Origin of the sequence: Chryseobacterium amylolyticum (genome assembly GCF_051011775.1) — a bacterium.
In the GTDB taxonomy this organism is placed as follows: domain Bacteria; phylum Bacteroidota; class Bacteroidia; order Flavobacteriales; family Weeksellaceae; genus Chryseobacterium.
On sequence record NZ_JBPCHX010000007.1, the window covers coordinates 88,211 to 104,633 of the forward strand.

General features: G+C 38.2%; 13 protein-coding genes and 1 tRNA gene. 9 read left to right on the top strand and 5 right to left on the bottom strand.

All coding sequences use genetic code 11. The features are described from left to right. Window positions 1–165 precede the first annotated feature (165 nt). The gene (locus ACR1PO_RS18970; protein ID WP_433987803.1) at window positions 166–3,651 is read left to right on the top strand and encodes a glycosyltransferase family 117 protein; all 3,486 of its coding nucleotides are present in this window, start codon (window positions 166–168) and stop codon (window positions 3,649–3,651) included. A gap of 61 nt (window positions 3,652–3,712) precedes the next feature. On the opposite strand, the gene ACR1PO_RS18975 is transcribed toward ACR1PO_RS18970, so the two are convergent. Further along, window positions 3,713–4,525: an AraC family transcriptional regulator gene (locus ACR1PO_RS18975; RefSeq protein WP_332387378.1), complete on the bottom strand. Its 813-nt coding sequence runs from the start codon at window positions 4,523–4,525 to the stop codon at window positions 3,713–3,715. Window positions 4,526–4,655: 130 nt separating this feature from the next. Between ACR1PO_RS18975 and ACR1PO_RS18980 the strand changes: the two genes are divergently transcribed. Genes ACR1PO_RS18980 through ACR1PO_RS18990 form a run of 3 tightly spaced genes read left to right on the top strand, consistent with a single transcriptional unit; the run spans window position 4,656 to window position 8,632 of the window. After that, window positions 4,656–5,978, top strand: a complete 1,323-nt coding sequence (locus tag ACR1PO_RS18980; protein ID WP_332387377.1) for a TolC family protein — start codon at window positions 4,656–4,658, stop codon at window positions 5,976–5,978. 4 nt (window positions 5,979–5,982) lie between these two features. Beyond that, the gene (locus tag ACR1PO_RS18985) at window positions 5,983–7,047 is read left to right on the top strand and encodes an HlyD family secretion protein (protein WP_433987804.1); all 1,065 of its coding nucleotides are present in this window, start codon (window positions 5,983–5,985) and stop codon (window positions 7,045–7,047) included. After that, window positions 7,040–8,632 carry an efflux MFS transporter permease gene (locus ACR1PO_RS18990; protein WP_433987805.1) on the top strand — a complete coding sequence of 531 codons (1,593 nt, stop codon included), beginning with the start codon at window positions 7,040–7,042 and terminating at the stop codon, window positions 8,630–8,632. The genes ACR1PO_RS18985 and ACR1PO_RS18990 overlap by 8 nt, the downstream gene beginning before the upstream one ends. Before the next feature lie 109 nt (window positions 8,633–8,741). On the opposite strand, the gene ACR1PO_RS18995 is transcribed toward ACR1PO_RS18990, so the two are convergent. Continuing rightward, window positions 8,742–9,245, bottom strand: coding sequence for a transposase (locus tag ACR1PO_RS18995; RefSeq protein WP_332387374.1), 504 nt, complete (start codon window positions 9,243–9,245; stop codon window positions 8,742–8,744). A gap of 4 nt (window positions 9,246–9,249) precedes the next feature. After that, entirely contained in the window at window positions 9,250–9,714 is a 465-nt protein-coding gene (locus tag ACR1PO_RS19000; RefSeq protein WP_433987806.1) for a MarR family winged helix-turn-helix transcriptional regulator, read from the bottom strand. Between the two features lie 283 nt (window positions 9,715–9,997). On the opposite strand from ACR1PO_RS19000, the gene ACR1PO_RS19005 reads away from it, so the two are divergent. Then, a tRNA-Lys gene (locus ACR1PO_RS19005) sits at window positions 9,998–10,070 on the top strand. Between the two features lie 143 nt (window positions 10,071–10,213). On the opposite strand, the gene ACR1PO_RS19010 is transcribed toward ACR1PO_RS19005, so the two are convergent. Together ACR1PO_RS19010 and ACR1PO_RS19015 are read right to left on the bottom strand one after the other, a co-directional pair. Next, window positions 10,214–11,653, bottom strand: coding sequence for a serine hydrolase (locus tag ACR1PO_RS19010; RefSeq protein ID WP_433987807.1), 1,440 nt, complete (start codon window positions 11,651–11,653; stop codon window positions 10,214–10,216). Between the two features lie 50 nt (window positions 11,654–11,703). Next, window positions 11,704–12,510, bottom strand: a complete 807-nt coding sequence (locus ACR1PO_RS19015) for a helix-turn-helix transcriptional regulator (RefSeq protein WP_433987808.1) — start codon at window positions 12,508–12,510, stop codon at window positions 11,704–11,706. A 370-nt stretch (window positions 12,511–12,880) separates the two neighbouring features. Between ACR1PO_RS19015 and ACR1PO_RS19020 the strand changes: the two genes are divergently transcribed. Genes ACR1PO_RS19020 through ACR1PO_RS19035 form a run of 4 tightly spaced genes read left to right on the top strand, consistent with a single transcriptional unit; the run spans window position 12,881 to window position 16,420 of the window. Further along, window positions 12,881–13,540: a MarR family winged helix-turn-helix transcriptional regulator gene (locus tag ACR1PO_RS19020; RefSeq protein ID WP_332387370.1), complete on the top strand. Its 660-nt coding sequence runs from the start codon at window positions 12,881–12,883 to the stop codon at window positions 13,538–13,540. A gap of 33 nt (window positions 13,541–13,573) precedes the next feature. After that, complete coding sequence (gene crtID / locus ACR1PO_RS19025) at window positions 13,574–15,064, top strand: bifunctional phytoene desaturase/3,4-desaturase (protein WP_433987809.1); 1,491 nt, start codon at window positions 13,574–13,576, stop codon at window positions 15,062–15,064. Window position 15,065: 1 nt separating this feature from the next. Beyond that, the gene (locus ACR1PO_RS19030; RefSeq protein WP_433987810.1) at window positions 15,066–15,902 is read left to right on the top strand and encodes a phytoene/squalene synthase family protein; all 837 of its coding nucleotides are present in this window, start codon (window positions 15,066–15,068) and stop codon (window positions 15,900–15,902) included. A 53-nt stretch (window positions 15,903–15,955) separates the two neighbouring features. Then, entirely contained in the window at window positions 15,956–16,420 is a 465-nt protein-coding gene (locus tag ACR1PO_RS19035; protein ID WP_433987811.1) for an SRPBCC family protein, read from the top strand. The last annotated feature ends 3 nt before the right edge of the window (window positions 16,421–16,423 follow it).

Genomic DNA, 16,423 nt, shown 5'->3' on the forward strand with positions numbered 1-16,423 from the left:
TTGAAATCTTTGATTTGCTCCTTCTTATATGAACTTTTTGCAGCATTGTTTTTAAACTTAATTAAACTACGCCAAGACTTTTGTGACTTTGTGGTTTTAGAATAAATAAGGGAAATGTAATAAACTCTTTCTCCCGGTTGTCATATACATATTGGAAAATATAATATGAAAAACTGGTCTTTTAAAAAATGGAACACCGTACTGGGATGGTTCCTTTTCGCTGTTGCGCTTATTACTTACCTTTCAACCATTGAACATTCTCTGAGTTTCTGGGATTGTGGCGAATACATCTCTTCAGCCGTAAAACTGGAGGTCACGCACGCACCGGGAGCCGCTTTATTCCAGATTGTGGGAGCCGTGGCGAGTATTTTTGCATTGGGGAATGCTGAAAATTATTCCATTGTGATCAATGCCATGTCGGCGTTATTCAGTGCATTTACCATTCTGTTTCTGTTCTGGACGATCACCCATTTTTTAAGACGGCTTTTGCATAAAGACTTTGAAGAGATGACAAGACATCAGGAAATCTCCATCCTTTTTGCCGGAGCTATCGGGGCCTTATGCTTTACCTTTTCAGATACCTTTTGGTTTTCAGCTGTAGAAGGTGAGGTGTATGCAATGGCTTCGCTGTTTATTGCGTTGCTGGTATGGCTCATCACGAAATGGGAGAACGAATATAAAGCTGTGGACAGCGAAAGATGGCTTATTCTTATTTTTTTCATCATAGGACTTTCTGTGGGAGTACATATGATGTGTATGCTGGCTCTTCCGGCTATATGTCTGGTATACTACACCCGGAATTACACATTTTCGTGGAAAAGTTTTATCATAGCCAATCTTGTTACTTTGGGAATTCTTGCCTTTGTGTTCAAGATAATTTTCCCTTTGATTATGACATTATTCGGAAAGCTTGAGATTTTCTTTGTTAACGGTTTAGGGCTTCCTTTCCATTCAGGGACAATTGCTGCATTTGTTCTCATGACTTTAATAAGTTATTTCCTGATTCAATATGCCGGAAAAACCCAAAAAAAGGTATACCAGACTGTAGTATTATCCCTTGTTTACATGATCATTGGTTTCTCCTGCTGGCTGGTGATTCCGATCAGGGCCAATGCCAACCCGCCAATGAACCTTAATGATCCGGATACAGCCATCGGAATGAGAGATTATTATAACAGGGTGCAATATGGAGACTGGCCTACCATCTACGGACAGAATTACACTGCATTTCTCGATAAAAACGGACTGGAAAAAGAGGAAGACGGAAGTTATAAAAGGGACATCACCGGAGATATTTATGAAAAAGATGAAAAAACCGGGACCTACAGAAAAACCGGGGAAAGATTCAATTATGTGTTTAATAAATCTCATATAAGCTTTATGCCAAGGATGTTCAACGAGGACAAAGAGGTGATGGCTAATTATATTTCTTTGTACGGAGCTCCTGATTTTAGCTTTAATTATGATAACGAAGAGGTGGCAGACAATCCTGAAGCCCACCGTATTTTTGATGAACTGAGAGCAAAATATGAAGGAGATTCTATCACGGCAGAAGACTATCTGAAAGTAAAACCATATGATCTGATCAAGGTGCAGCGTCCTTCCTTTGCACAGAATATGGATTATTTCATCTCGTTCCAGAACGGGTATTATTTTGTAAGATACCTGATGTGGAATTTTGTTGGAAGACAGAACGATCTCCAGGGCCATATGGAAAATACCAATGGAAACTGGATTTCAGGATTTTCTTTCATTGATAATGCTTTGCTGGGCGATCAGGACCATATACCTGCACAGTTTAAAAACGAAAGTACCGTAAAGTTTTTCTTCCTTCCGTTGATTTTGGGCCTGATAGGCTTCTTTTTCCAGCTCAACAGGGATTTCGGAAGGTTTTATGCCATTCTTTCACTGTTTATTCTGACCAGTGTGGGAATTGTCTTCTATACCGGAGTAAAACCGTTTGAGGTAAGGGAAAGAGATTACGCCATGGTGGGCTCGTTCTATGCTTTTGCCATCTGGATCGGTCTGGGTGCGGGATCCATACTTTGTTTTATTCAGTCTAAGGTAAAATCCAATGCTGTCAATATTGTTTTGGGAGCTGTATTGCTGGGAATTCCTTTTATGATGGGATTTCAGAGTTATACTTCGCATGACAGAAGTAAAAAAACGGCAGCCCGTGATTATGCCTATTCATTGTTACGTTCACTGCCTAAAGATGATATCATTTTTATTTATGGTGATAATGATACCTTCCCGGTATGGGCTATTCAGGAAACAGAAAGATTCAGGGACGATGTGAAAACGGTCAACTTCACCCTTTTAGCCACTCCATGGAATATTGATCAGGTGAAAAGAAGAACCTACAATGCCATGGGAATTCCGGGTGAGCTAACGCATGAGGAATATAGAGACGGAGTGAATGATCAGGTGTATCTGATGAAAAAAGAAGACTGGCAAGGGCTTTTCCAAATGCTGAAAGAGCAGGGGGCACCGGAAACCGCTTTCCAGGATTTCAGGAAATACCTGACGCAGGATTCTCTGACGCTGAAAGATGCTGTTAAATTCCTGAAACTAAAATCATCTGAAAAAGACGAACTTCTGAAAATGTACTTTGGTGAAAAGCAATATGAAAAATATAATATTCTTCCGGTAAGTAAATTTATTCTGCCTGTGAACAAAGAAAATGCCGTAAAGGCAGGGATTATTAATCAAGCTGATGTTCCGAATGCAGTAGATCAGATTATGATTAATTATGAAGCGAACACCCTTTACAAAAGTAACCTGATGATGCTGGATATGCTCGCGAATTTTGATTGGAAGCGCCCGGTAAACTTCTCATCAGGCGGAATGTATGACAGTGAAAATGTTTTTTATCTCGATGAATATCTGCAGTTTGACGGTTTCAGCTACAGACTGGTACCTATCCATACTCCTCAGGGATCTGGTGGAGATAAAGGAAGGGTAGATGCCAATTCTATTTATCAGGTGGTAAAAAATTTCAGATGGGGAAATTTTAAAGATCTGAGTAATTATTATGATGAAACAGCAACGTCAAATATTCTGGGCTACAGAGTGTCGGTGAGCAGAGCTGTATCTGCACTTGTAGCAAGCGGGCAGAAAGCGAAAGCACTCGAGTTACTGGAACTTGCTGCAAAAGAAATTCCTGCTGAAAAATACAATGACCCACGTTCACTGAGCGCCATGGTTACGGGATATATTGTTGCAGGGCAGGAGCAGAAGGGGCTTCAGCTGGCCGAAATGCTTAAGAAAGGGATATTTGACGAATATGATTACTATCAAAGTCTCTCACCATCATTTAAAGCCGTGGCAAAAAGGCAGTTGAGGTCAAAACCGATGGAATATGCACTTGTTGTCTCAGCAGTTACTGACGCCTATAAGAACCTGGGACAAAATGAAAAAGCGCATGCCTACCTTTTAAAATCGATTGAGCCCATCGACAAAAAATTCAATGTTTTTATAAAGGGACTTCAGCAGATGGGCAAAGAAAAAGCAGTGAAGGAATCCGAAAATATACGCCAGATTGCTCCTTTTTATCAGTATCTGTTCAACGTTATGGAACCTTTTGATTCCACATATTCCGGGAAAAAGGAAATTGAGATTACCCATGCAATGATGAAAGTGACACAGTAATAATAAGTGAAAAGCCTTTAAGCAAACAGCTTAAAGGCTTTATTGTTTAATTCAGGATTCTTTAATCTGTAAGGTTCTGAATGGCTTTATTGCTCTTCCTTAAATCCGAAGGTCTGGATTGGGTGAATTCATGAAAAGTATCGCTAAAAGCACTGATAGAGCTATAGCCGACATCATCTGCTATCTCGTTGATGGGCTTGTCCGTATTTAAAAGCAGTTCAATAGCCTTGATAATTCTCAAGGTCTTCAGGTACTGCAGGAAAGAAATATCCATATCCGCTTTGAACAGGCGGGACAAAGAACGTTCACTCAAGCCAAACTTGCTGCTTACATGGGCCAGGGTAAGCCTTTCCCCGATATTCCATTCCAGATAAGATACAATTTTCATCATCTGTTTATGGTGAGTAGCCGGAAGAATAATAGGCAATGGCTGTTGATGGGTTTTCGGAAGAATCTTTTTTAATGCCACCAGGAATTCAAAATTTTCGTCTTTTGCGGTAACATGTTTTTCATCCCATATTTCAGTATACTTTATCATCTGGATGAGCAGTTCGGATGCCGGATAAATCCCCAGTCTGCTGTAAAAAGGATCTGAGACGTCATCATGAGCATAAAAATAAAGAGACCGCAGAACCGTTGCGGTGTGCCCGATCTCTAAAATATGCTCCATTCCCTGAGGAATCCAGAAGAAATGTCTGGCCGGTACCACATAGGTTTTGTTATCAATGGTAATATAAGCGATACCGCCTTCCACATAGCTCAGCTGTCCTTTGGTATGTTTGTGAAAAGGAATCAGCTTTTCCGATTTTTCGTGCATTACAAATACACTTTTATCGTCTTTATCGATATCCGGAAGCGCAGCAATTAATCCCATAAAAATTTAAAATAACAATGAAAATGCAAATATAACCATTTGGCCGGAATCATGTAAAACTTGACTATTTTAGATAAATAAAATTTCCGGATTGCCAATAAATTTGCAGTGCAATAATTCAAAAATTCAAATGAAAATTTATGTCGCCGGATTGCTGATGTTTGGAATTTCCTCCACCATATCAGCTCAGACCGGCAGTCCGGCAAAGGATACCATACGACTCTCCCTGAAAGACGCATGGCAGAAAGCGGAAGAAAACAGCCGCCATATCAGAATCAATACCCTCAACGCAGACATTGCCGAAGCCGAAGTAAAAGATGCCAGAAGAGAGCGCCTTCCGGAAATAGAAGTTAAAGGTTCTGCAGAAAAAGCGTCCAATATTCCGATCTATGAAAACGGAATCTTTTCAAAACCTACCCAGCATGAGGTTATCCATACGCTTTACAGAGCCGGAGCAGATTTTTACCTGAATATTTATAACGGAAATAAACTGAATCTAAAGATTAAAGAAAATCAGACACTTCAGAAAATAAAGGATATTCAGAAAGAACAATCTGTTTCAGATATTCATTACAAAACAGCAGCGCTTTATCTGGAATTACAGAAAACATTCATCTTCAGAGATCTTATCAAACAGGATATTGCTGATCAGAAAACGCAGCTGAAAGAAATACAGACTCTTTACAAAAACGGAGTGGTTTTAAAAAGTGACGTTTTAAGGATTGAACTTGAACTTTCAAAACGGAAAATGGCCCTGGTGACCATAGAAAATGATATTCTCATCGCTACACAGAAGCTGAATATTATTCTGGGGATTCCTGATGAGCAGGTTGTTATCCCGGAAGCGCCATCTGGCCAGTGGAATGAAAATACTTCTTATAATGAGTATTTGAAAATGGCGCTGGACCATTCTTTTGACTACCACGTTTCTGAACAGCAGACCGCACTGAGTATCATCAAACTGAAACAGGTAAAAGCGAATGTAAGGCCTAAAATAGGGATGTATGGTGAATTTTATTATGCCAATCCACAGATTTTCCTGTATCCTTACAATCCGTATTGGTATTCGTTGGGAATAGTGGGAATAAAAGCTTCGTTTTCTATCTCTTCACTGTATCATAATACCCAAAAGGTAAAGGCAGCGCAGCTGGAGTTTGAAAAAGAAGAGGAAGCACACAAGGATACGGAAGATAAAGTAAGACAGCAGGTGAAGGAAGCTTATCTGCGATATCAGGAAGCTCTGGAACAGATCAAAGTGGCAGAAGCCAATGTAGCCCAGGCAAAGGAAAATGCAAGAATCATCAAAAATACTTACTTCAGCCAGACTTCCCTTATTACAGAACTGCTGGATGCAGATATACAGCTTCTTCAGACAAAATTTGAGCTGGAAGCGGCAAAGATTATGGCACAGAACAATTATTATTTACTACAAAACATTACAGGCGTTTTATAATACAATGAAAAAAAAATATACCCCAACCGACAGACTGATCACGAAGATCACAGGATGGATTTCACTTGCTATCGTTGCCGCACTTGCTGTCTGGGGCGGTTTTACCTTAAAGAATTATTATGCATATGAACAGACCAATGATGCCCAGGTTCAGGAATATGTAAACCCGATTATTTCAAGAGCCGGAGGATTCATTGTTGCAGTAAAATTTGAGGAAAATCAGGAAGTAAAAAAAGGAGATACCCTTTTAATCATTGATAACCGTGAATATGTTCTTCAGGAAAAACAAACGCAGGCAGCCCTCCGTAAAGCCTGCGCTCAACTGAAAGTCCTGGAAAGTACTACAGAAACTACAGAAAAAGAAGCCGCTGCAGCAATGGATCTGGTAGATGCCAATAAAGCAAAGGTTTGGAAACAAAAGCTTGATTATAACAGGTACAAAAAACTGTATGATGAAGAATCTGCCACCAGACAGCGTCTTGAAGATGTAAAAGCAACCCTTGACATCAATGAAAGTGATTACAGATCTTCACAGGATAATTATGCTGCTTCAATATCCAAAATAAATGATATCCGGGCGGAAAAAACGGTTGTCCTTGCAGAAATTGCCAGACTGAAAGCATTGCTGGACCGTCATAAGCTGGATGTGAGCTATACAGCCGTTACTGCAGCATATGACGGAAGGATGGGAAGAAGAACCGTTGAAGTAGGGCAGATGATTGATGCAGGAGAAACACTTGCATTTATAGTCAATAATGAAACCGACAAATGGGTAGTGGCCAATTATAAAGAAACACAGATTAAAGACATGCATATCGGAGATCATGTAAAAATTGTAGCAGACTCTTATCCTGACAGAGAGTTTAAGGGAACCATTATTTCACTTTCCCCGGCTACAGGTTCAAGTTTTTCATTGCTTCCTCCGGATAACTCTACAGGAAATTACGTGAAAATTGTACAGCGTATTCCTGTACGAATCAGGGTGGATGGGCAAAGAAAAGACATTGATATTCTGAAAGTAGGAATGAATGTAAATGTATATGCCGATAAAAAGCATTCCAATGGCTAAAAGACAGATGCCTTATTTCAAAAAATGGGCTCCTGAGTGGCTTGTTAAAATCATCCTTTTTTCAATGACACTGCCGGGAATCATTATCTTTTTCCTTCCGCTTGCGAATGTGAATGCAGCAGCTGGATATTACGGAAGTGAACCGGCAGATATCCAGTTTTCAGTAGCATTATTTTATGCTGGATATGTAGGCTTTTACAGCCTTGAAAGAAGATTTTTCAGTTTCCTGGCTGCGAAAGAGTATTTTCTTGTTTTTACCACACTGCAGATCCTGGCCTGCCTGGCCTGCTATTTTACCCATGAAATTTATATACTGTTCCCGATACGCTTCATGCAGGGAATGCTGTTTGCAGGGAACGTGAATCTTTCGCTGACTCTTATTTTTACAAGATTAAGCAGTGAGAGAGGCCGGGAGATCAGCTTTTCAGTATTCTTCGGAATTCTGATCTGCGCTTTGCCTTTTAATAACCTGATCACAGCAGATCTTATTGATTCCTATAATTTTAATATCGTTTATAAAACAGCTATATTCTCATATCTGCCGGGACTTATTTTTCTTACACTGGCCATGAGCAATTACAGAACCCATGCAAGATTTCATTTGTACAAGCTCGACTGGCAAAGTTTTGGGCTGTTCAGTACAATGCTGGTGCTCATCGGATACATAACCATTTTCGGACAGGAATATTATTGGCTGGAAGACAGACGGATTATGGGAAGTGTCATTGGAATTGTTGTTCTGGCAATAATATCCGTATTCCGTCAGCAGGCTATCAAAAGGCCGTATATTGATCTGCGTGTTTTCAGGTACAGAAATTTTAAGGTAGGTCTGCTGATCCTTTTTATAATGTACATCTGCCGGTTTGCATCAGGAATTGTTAATAGTTATTTTGCATCAGAACTGCATCTGGATCCGTTTCACATTTCCTATATCAATATATTCAACCTTGCAGGACTGGTTACAGGTGTGATCATCGCCTGCTGTATGGTTTTACAGAAGAAAAATATAAGATATATCTGGGGCCCCGGATTTTTAATGCTTCTTATCTTTCATGGATTAATGTATTGCTCTTTTGATGTTCAGGCTGATGAGTTTAATTATTATATTCCATTATTCATTCAGGGATTGGGAGTAGGATTAATTATGGTTCCGACGATTATTTTTATTATCTCCTCAGTTCCTGCTGCCATTGGCCCTTCAGCTGCTGCAACAGCCCTGGCGGTACGATATCTTGGGTTTTGTATCAGCATTGCATTGATCAATTTTTTTGAACTGTTTGAAAAAAGCCGTCATTATAATGCCTTTCAGGATCATTTAAGTGCTGTGGACCCGGCAGTTAAAAATTTTCTTCATCAGCAGACTGCTAAACTTGCTGCAAGAGGAATGTCTGAAGGTAAAGCCGTAAAAGCTGCCAATAAAATGTTGGTTGGAAGGATGAATGTTCAGGATCATGTCCGTTTTGCAATGGACTATTATGAAATGATGGTGTGGCTTCTTGCCGCCTCACTGTTATTGATTTTCCTTTTTCCATATCTCAACCGTACTGCCCTTTATCTGAAGTCACGCAGACTTTCACCTGCGTAAGGAAATGTTTTAACAAAAGTATAGCTTATCAGCTGATTTTATAGTAGAGTGCTGAGACTGCCTGATCAGGCAGTCTCTTTTTCTTATATTTTAAATACTGTGCCGTTCATCACTGGCGAAGCCCGAAAAGTTTAATACAGAGAGGAATAAAACCTATTGAAACAGCAATATAAACTGCTACCCGGATATAGTTAAACGTTTTCCAAAGCGATATTTTTGTTAAGATTTGTTCCGGAACCGAAGAAGCTGCAGCCAGATTCTGAAACTGGATAATATTGGGCGCAAAAAATGTAAGTGTCCATACTCTTACAGCGGCGTGAATGATGAATAATACCCAAAGCCAGTTCCTTACCGGATCTATTTTCCAGCAGAAAATAATGGCAAGAATAAAAGCGATTTCATGCAGTGAGTGGAGTATAATCCAGAAAAACTTCAGGCTTGCTCCTTTTCCATCCTGAAGAAACTTAAATGTCTCGGGTGGGGAAGAAGCCCATTTGGGGACAAAAACAAGGGTCTCAAAAATCTGTGCGCCATTCATAAGAAAATACAGCAAAGTCGTAATGCAAAGCCATATTTCTGCACGGGTTATATAAGTGGTGGTTAAACTTTCCATGGTTTTATATTGTTTTTTGGTTGTTTAAATGGTCTGCTGTTTCTTTCATAAGGATTGTTGCTTCCCTGAAATAGCGTTCAATGGTTTCTACTTCTTTTTTTGAAAAGGTAGAAATTAAGTGCAGTGTTTTTTGCTGCAGTTCATCGAAAATGGGGCCCAGTAATTTCATGCTGTTCTCAACATTTGGGATAATGACCACTTTTCTTCGGTCTTCCTTAATAAACTGTCTTTTCAGAAGATTCTTTTTCTCCAGACGATCTATTAAGCCTGTTACAGCACCGGTTGTAAGGCCTGTCAACCTGGAAATTTCGCCGGCTGTAACCGATTCATACTGCAGAATGAGCCCCAGGTATTTATGATCGGTACTGGAAAGCCCTGCCTTTCTGGCAATGGCCTCATGCATGAAGATACTGGCATCGGAATAGGCCCTGCTGGCGTCCCTGAAATTCTGAATATTATATTTTGTCATTAATTTACTTATTTGATAATTATCTTAGTTGCTAAAATATAATTTGTTTTTTATTCTGCCAAACATTTTCCATGCCCAAAACCGCAGTTTATCTGTCAACTATGATTATTGCTGGAAAAATTCAATAAAAAAATAAATAACGTAATTGTTTTATAAACAGGTGTTTGACTTTTTTGGCAGAAAATTTATTACAAAAAAGTGCCGGAAAATTTGGAATTAAGGAGGGTTTTCCTATCTTTGCAGTCCCTTAAACAAAGGGATTTACTTGAAAAAGTAAGCGGCCGACTCGGTAGCTCAGCTGGTAGAGCAATACACTTTTAATGTATGGGTCCTGGGTTCGAATCCCAGCCGGGTCACTAAAGAGACAACTTTAATAGTTGTCTCTTTTTTTATGAATACATATGGTTGTTTTTCAGTATGTTTAATATTCAGGTGGTAATGGTTGGATTTCTAAGTTATTGTCCTTAAGCGGACAATATTGGGAAAAAGATGAATACTATTATTTACTGCTTTTTAAATTTTCATACTTCATTTCAGCTTCCTTGTCCAGCGGTTCTCTATTTAAATAGATTTTCAAAAATTCAACGGCTTTTTCCGTCTGATGGGATAATCTATACGCTTCGCTCAGGTTGTAATAGGGTGTGGCAGAATCAGGAAACTGAGCAGTACACAGCTGAAACAGATGAATTGCCTGAATATATTTTTTTTCGAAAAGGAACTTTTGCCCGTATCTTTCTATTAAATTCTCCTTAAGGACATATTTTTTGTCTGAATCTGCTTCTAACTTTTTTATTCCGGCAGAAAGACCGTTTTTTTCTACTGTCCGGATAACATCTTTAGTATAGAAAAAGTTATCTGTAGCATTTGTGCTTCCGGTTAATTCCTTTTTGATGAGATTGGAAGCTTCCCAATAATTTTCAACTTCTCCGTTTGTTAAAATTACAACGGTATAGCCGGATTCCGGGAAAATCATCAGTTCATTTGCTATTCCGAAATGTCCGCCCGTATGTCCAAGCATTCTTTGACCATTTAAAAAATTCTCAACGATACCATAAGCGTAAGAACCGTCTTTATATTTCACTTTACCAGTGGAATACAGCTGTGTAAATTCTTTCTTCAGTATCGTGTTTTGCTGAAGAGCTACAGAAAATCTCAGCAGGTCCTCTGCAGTCGAATACCCTCCACCTGCTGGTGTGCCTTTGGTTACATTACTGTACATATTGTTTTTCCAATGCCCTGGTTTTTCTGATAACATTGTATATCCTGTTGCCATATTCGGGATTGCTTCTTCCAGATCATAAGAATCTGTATCCTTCATTTTTGCCGGTTCGAAAATGTAAGTTCTTACATAATCGAAATAATTTAATCCGGAAACTTTTTCAATGATCAGTCCTAAAACCATGTATCCCGAATTGCTGTATTGAAACCCTTTCCCGGGAGAAAATAGTAATTCCTGATGTATAAACAGTGGCAAATAATCACTTACCGTTTTAAATTTTTCTTTCGCTAATTTGTCATGTTCAGTCCAAAAGTTTCCCATTCCGGAAGTGTGTGTCAGTAATTGATGAATGGTAACGGAATCGGCTATGAGTTTATTGGGGAAATCCGGTAAATATTTACCGACTCTGTCATGTAGCGAAAGCTTTCCCTTTTCTGCTAACTGCATAATGGCTAAACCCGTAAACATTTTATTCATAGAAGCCAAATTAAATTTGGTATTTGTTTTATTGGGAATTTCGTCAGCTAAATTAGCATATCCGAAAGCTTTCTTATAGATCGTTTTATCACCTTTGGCAATCAGAACAACACCACTGAAGTAATTCTCTTTCTCAAGGATACGCAGTTGTTTTCTTATGGCAGACAGGTTAACCGACTGTCCAAAAGCTAATGTTCCCCAAAGAATAAAAAGTAATCTGATCATCTCTTGTCTATTGTTCATGTACAAAATTATAAATACAAATACCCTGAACATTGTATGAATGTAAACCATTAAACAAAAAGCCAGAGCATATCTTTCGAATCATTAATGTTTTTGAAAAATAAGGTGGGAACAACACCCGTCAGCGCTTTGAATTCCCTGTTAAAATGAGGCTGGTCAAAAAATAAGTTTTCGTGTGATAATGAAATGAATTTTTCATGGGTCTGCAGAGAAGAGGTAACCTGCCTGAAGCGGTGTATTCTTTTATACAGAGACGGAGACTTTCCCGTATATTTTAAAAATGTCCTGTGGAGATATTGCCTGGATATACCCATTGATTCTGCAATATCATTTAATTTCCATCCTTCTTCAACTTTTTGCAGGATGTCGCGAATCGTTTCGAGCTTAGGACTGCAAAGTTTGGAGATAAGATAATTTTCCAACATATGTGCCTGTTCATCTTTATTATTTATTTTCAACAGATCCTGGATTTTAGATTGATAATCAGGATATGGTTTGAAATTCTCCAAATGATCTTCAGTTGATGATAATGACAATTTAGGGAAAAAATGAAAAACAGCAAGGGGTTTGAAATATATTGTCAGTTCATTTCTAGGTTCTTCATAAGTAACGTTAACGGGTTTGGAAATGTTGTAGAAGAGAAATGAATCCACCCTTTTAACGATTGATTTCCTTATTGTGATTTTGTTTTCTTCAGGATTTAATTCTGTGTCCTGACAAATCGTTGCAAGACAAAAATTACTGGGAAATGTCCAATATTGATTTGATTCCAGCGTATCATGTTCAGAAATAAAATAAAATCCCTCAATATACTGGCTTAATAGATCTGATTTTGGTTTATAAAAAGTGATACTCATACTGACTATTGTATAATTTTCATTTTCTTTTAGAGGATTTTAATATCCACTTAGTCTGTCATTACGGAAGTTTTTCATCAGGCCATTTAATACGCATTTATATTACGAAAAATATTTTTAGCTAAGATCATATTGCCATACTATTCTTAAGTTGTCTGATGTCTGAAAACCTAAGTAGGCGTGTACGTAGCGGTTTAGTATAAACAGAATTTCAAGTTTATAAATATATCATATTCCTTAGCTAATACCTTTTATGTGAAAAATAAATCAACTGTAAATCAGCTGGTTGGGTGTTTGTTTGCAATTCATTAAGTTTATTTATATACTTGTTTTATTTTTATAAGTATATTTGTATACTAATTTGTTGAATATGAATTATGATCTTATAAAAGCAGTTGTGGAACTTATTAAACAATTTGCTGATGAAAATGAAGAAAAAGCTATTTATAGCAACAATCTTCAGGGTTTTATAGAATGGATCGAATCTTCCCATAAAGGAAATGAGCTGTCAGAGGAGCCCGGATGGATAGGTAAGGAGATGGGAAGAAGTGAAGAAAGTGTAATCAATACTTTGTTGATAAGAATAAGCAGGTATGCAAAGTCTTATTCTAAGTCTGCCATTAATAATTCAGGATTTTCCAGCCAGGATGACTTCATTTATCTGATCAGCCTGAAATCTATGGGAGCGATGTCAAAAATGGAACTCATAAGGCATAATGTTCATGAAAAACCTGCAGGCATACTCATCATTAACCGCTTACTCAGGAATGGCTGGATAGAGCAGACTGTATCGGAAAAAGACAAAAGGGCCAGGCATATTCAGATAACAGAAGAAGGGCTTAAGATGCTGGACCGGCATATGGATGAAATCCGCAAAGCCTCAAAAATGGTGACCGGAAACCTGAGTCATTCCGAGAAAATGCTGCTCATTGCCATACTTTCCAAGTTAGATGAATTTCACTATGCTGTATACAAAATGAATCTTGAAGCGATGGAGCTGCTGGATATTGCATATAAAAGACTGAATTGAGCCGGGTTATTCCCAACTATTAAATGAATAGCAATGAATAAGGAAAAATTGAGAAAAAGGATAGCAGTTATAGGTTCTGGCTTTTCCGGGCTTTCAGCAGCAGCCTACGCCGCTAAATCCGGAAATGAAGTGCACGTATTTGAAAAACACAATCAGCCGGGTGGGCGCGCAAGGCAGTTTACAACTGAAGAAGGATATGTTTTTGATATGGGTCCCAGCTGGTACTGGATGCCTGATATTATTGAAGATTTTTTCAGGGATTTTAATATGAATTCAGGTGATTTTTTTAAACTTGTTGCTTTGGATCCCCAGTTTGAAATGGTTTTTTCAGGTGAAAAGATCTGCATTCCCGGAAAAAATGATGAAATAAGGGCCCTGTTTGAAAAGATTGAGAACGGAGCAGGTAAGCAGTATGACAAATTCATGGAATCTGCAAAATATAAATATGAAGTGGGAATGAAAGAATTTGTTACCAAACCCTGCTACAGCTGGCTGGAGTTTGCTTCTTTAAAAATAGCAGGCAGTGCTGTAAAGCTTGATCTTCTCAGTAATTTCCGAAAATATGTATCCGGATATTTTTCAGACGAAAAACTGAGATCATTAATGGAATTTCCTGTCATCTTCCTCGGAGCTTCCCCTCAGAATATACCGGCACTGTACAGCCTTATGAATTATGGTGGATATGTCTTGGGAACGAAATATCCTATGGGTGGCTTCTATCAGCTCGTTCTGGCTATGCAGAAAGTGGCGGAAAAACAAGGGGTTGTTTTCCATTTTAATCATGATGTTCAGAAAATTAATACAGAAGACGGGAAGGTTACCTCAATCAGGGTAAATGATAAAGATTATGAATTTGATGCGGTCATTGCCTCATCAGATTACCATCATACGGAAACCTTGATTCCCAAATCCCTCAGAAATTACAAGAATGCTTACTGGGAGTCCAAAACCTTTGCCCCTTCATGCCTCATATATTATCTCGGAATTAAAGGTAAAATCCCTCACTTAAAACACCATACACTTTTCTTTGAAAATGAGCTGGATAATCATATAGACTGCATTTATAAAAATAAGAAATGGCCTGCAAAACCTCTTTTTTATTCCTGCTGCCCTTCAAAAACAGATCCGGGTGTAGCACCTGAAGACTGTGAGAATCTTTTTCTGCTGCTGCCCCTGGCGCCGGGAATTCATGATGAAGAATCGGTCAGGGAAAAGTATCTGTTGGAAATGCTCGGAAGAATAGAAAAACATACAGGAGAAACTCATCTTATTTCAAGGATTGAGTATAAAAAAAGTTATTGTGTCAGTGATTTTATTTCAGATTATAATGCCTATCAGGGTAATGCCTACGGATTATCTAACACTTTATCCCAAACGGCAGTACTGAAGCCAAAAATCAGGAACAAAAAGATCATGAACCTTTTTTATACAGGGCAGCTCACTGTTCCCGGGCCGGGAGTGCCTCCATCTGTTATTTCAGGTAAAATTGTAGCATCTGAGGTCAGTAAACTAAAACTTAATTAATATGAAAAAATTGTTTGATGAGTTGTCTTGCGAGGTGAGCAAATATACTACCCGGAAATACAGTACCAGTTTTTCATTAGGAATATTGGCATTAAAACCTTCCATAAGACCCGCCATTTATGCCATTTATGGCTATGTACGTCTAGCAGATGAAATTGTAGACAGTTTTCACGGCTATGATAAAGAAAAACTTTTAAAAAGATTAAAAGCTGAAACTTATAATGCGCTGGAAGAAGGCATATCAATCAATCCCATTCTGCATTCGTTTCAGGAAACGGTTCGTCAGTATGATATTGATGTTCAGCTTATCAACCGGTTTTTGCACAGTATGGAAATGGATCTGCAAAAAATAGATTACAATTCTGCTTTGTATAATGAATATATCTACGGATCAGCAGAAGTTGTCGGCCTTATGTGTCTGCAAATATTTACCGGAGGAAATAAGCAACAGTTTGAAGAGCTTAAACCATTTGCCATGAAGCTTGGTTCCGCTTTTCAGAAAGTTAATTTTTTACGGGATCTCAAAGATGATTACCAGATATTGGGACGAACATATTTTCCTGCTTTGAATATGTCTGTCTTTGATAATGATGTGAAAGTCCGGATTGAAAAAGAAATTGAGGAAGAGTTCAGAGAAGCATTACAAGGGATTAAAAAACTGCCCGGCTCTTCAATGTTTGGAGTTTATCTCGCTTATAAGTATTACCTGTCATTGTTTGAAAAAATAAAAAAAGCGAGTTCACATCATATTTTACAGAACAGGATCAGGATTGCGAATTCACAGAAACTGCTGGTAGCATTCAAAAGCTATATAAGATATAAATCTGCCTATCTGTGATGGTAAAAAACTGGTAATTAATTCGTTGGAAAATCTTGAATAAAAAATAAGTAATGAGATACAGATTATACAGAGAGCAGCAGTTGAACTGTACCATTGAAACCGCCTGGAAGTTCTTTTCATCCCCTCATAATTTATCTGAAATAACCCCGGCAAGCATGAATTTTGTCGTTCTTTCAGATGTTAAGGATACGCCTGTGTTCAAAGGAATGGAGATCGATTACCGTGTTTCTCCTTTGCTGGGGATTCCAATGAGATGGAAAACCATTATCAGCCAGGTAGATGAGCTTAAAAGTTTTACCGATTTCCAGGAATCAGGACCTTATAAATACTGGAACCACTTCCATGAGTTTATTCCCAATGAAAAAGGAGTATTAATGAAAGATACGGTAGATTACGAACTTCCATTAGGTTTTTTAGGACGGATAGTTCATAGCTTGTTTATAAAAGAAAAACTGAACAGCATATTTGATTTCAGATACAGAATTCTGGATAATCGTTTTAACAGCAAAAAATAATTG

What these genes read in the sequence shown, in the direction of transcription:
- ACR1PO_RS19015 (WP_433987808.1), bottom strand. Translation starts at nt 12,510, where the DNA reads ATGAGTATCACTTTTTATAAACCAAAATCAGATCTATTAAGCCAGTAT.
- ACR1PO_RS18985 (WP_433987804.1), top strand. Translation starts at nt 5,983, where the DNA reads ATGAAAAAAAAATATACCCCAACCGACAGACTGATCACGAAGATCACA.
- ACR1PO_RS19010 (WP_433987807.1), bottom strand. Translation starts at nt 11,653, where the DNA reads ATGAACAATAGACAAGAGATGATCAGATTACTTTTTATTCTTTGGGGA.
- ACR1PO_RS19020 (WP_332387370.1), top strand. Translation starts at nt 12,881, where the DNA reads ATGAATTATGATCTTATAAAAGCAGTTGTGGAACTTATTAAACAATTT.
- ACR1PO_RS18980 (WP_332387377.1), top strand. Translation starts at nt 4,656, where the DNA reads ATGAAAATTTATGTCGCCGGATTGCTGATGTTTGGAATTTCCTCCACC.
- ACR1PO_RS18975 (WP_332387378.1), bottom strand. Translation starts at nt 4,525, where the DNA reads ATGGGATTAATTGCTGCGCTTCCGGATATCGATAAAGACGATAAAAGT.
- ACR1PO_RS19030 (WP_433987810.1), top strand. Translation starts at nt 15,066, where the DNA reads ATGAAAAAATTGTTTGATGAGTTGTCTTGCGAGGTGAGCAAATATACT.
- ACR1PO_RS19000 (WP_433987806.1), bottom strand. Translation starts at nt 9,714, where the DNA reads ATGACAAAATATAATATTCAGAATTTCAGGGACGCCAGCAGGGCCTAT.
- ACR1PO_RS18990 (WP_433987805.1), top strand. Translation starts at nt 7,040, where the DNA reads ATGGCTAAAAGACAGATGCCTTATTTCAAAAAATGGGCTCCTGAGTGG.
- ACR1PO_RS18995 (WP_332387374.1), bottom strand. Translation starts at nt 9,245, where the DNA reads ATGGAAAGTTTAACCACCACTTATATAACCCGTGCAGAAATATGGCTT.
- crtID (WP_433987809.1), top strand. Translation starts at nt 13,574, where the DNA reads ATGAATAAGGAAAAATTGAGAAAAAGGATAGCAGTTATAGGTTCTGGC.
- ACR1PO_RS18970 (WP_433987803.1), top strand. Translation starts at nt 166, where the DNA reads ATGAAAAACTGGTCTTTTAAAAAATGGAACACCGTACTGGGATGGTTC.
- ACR1PO_RS19035 (WP_433987811.1), top strand. Translation starts at nt 15,956, where the DNA reads ATGAGATACAGATTATACAGAGAGCAGCAGTTGAACTGTACCATTGAA.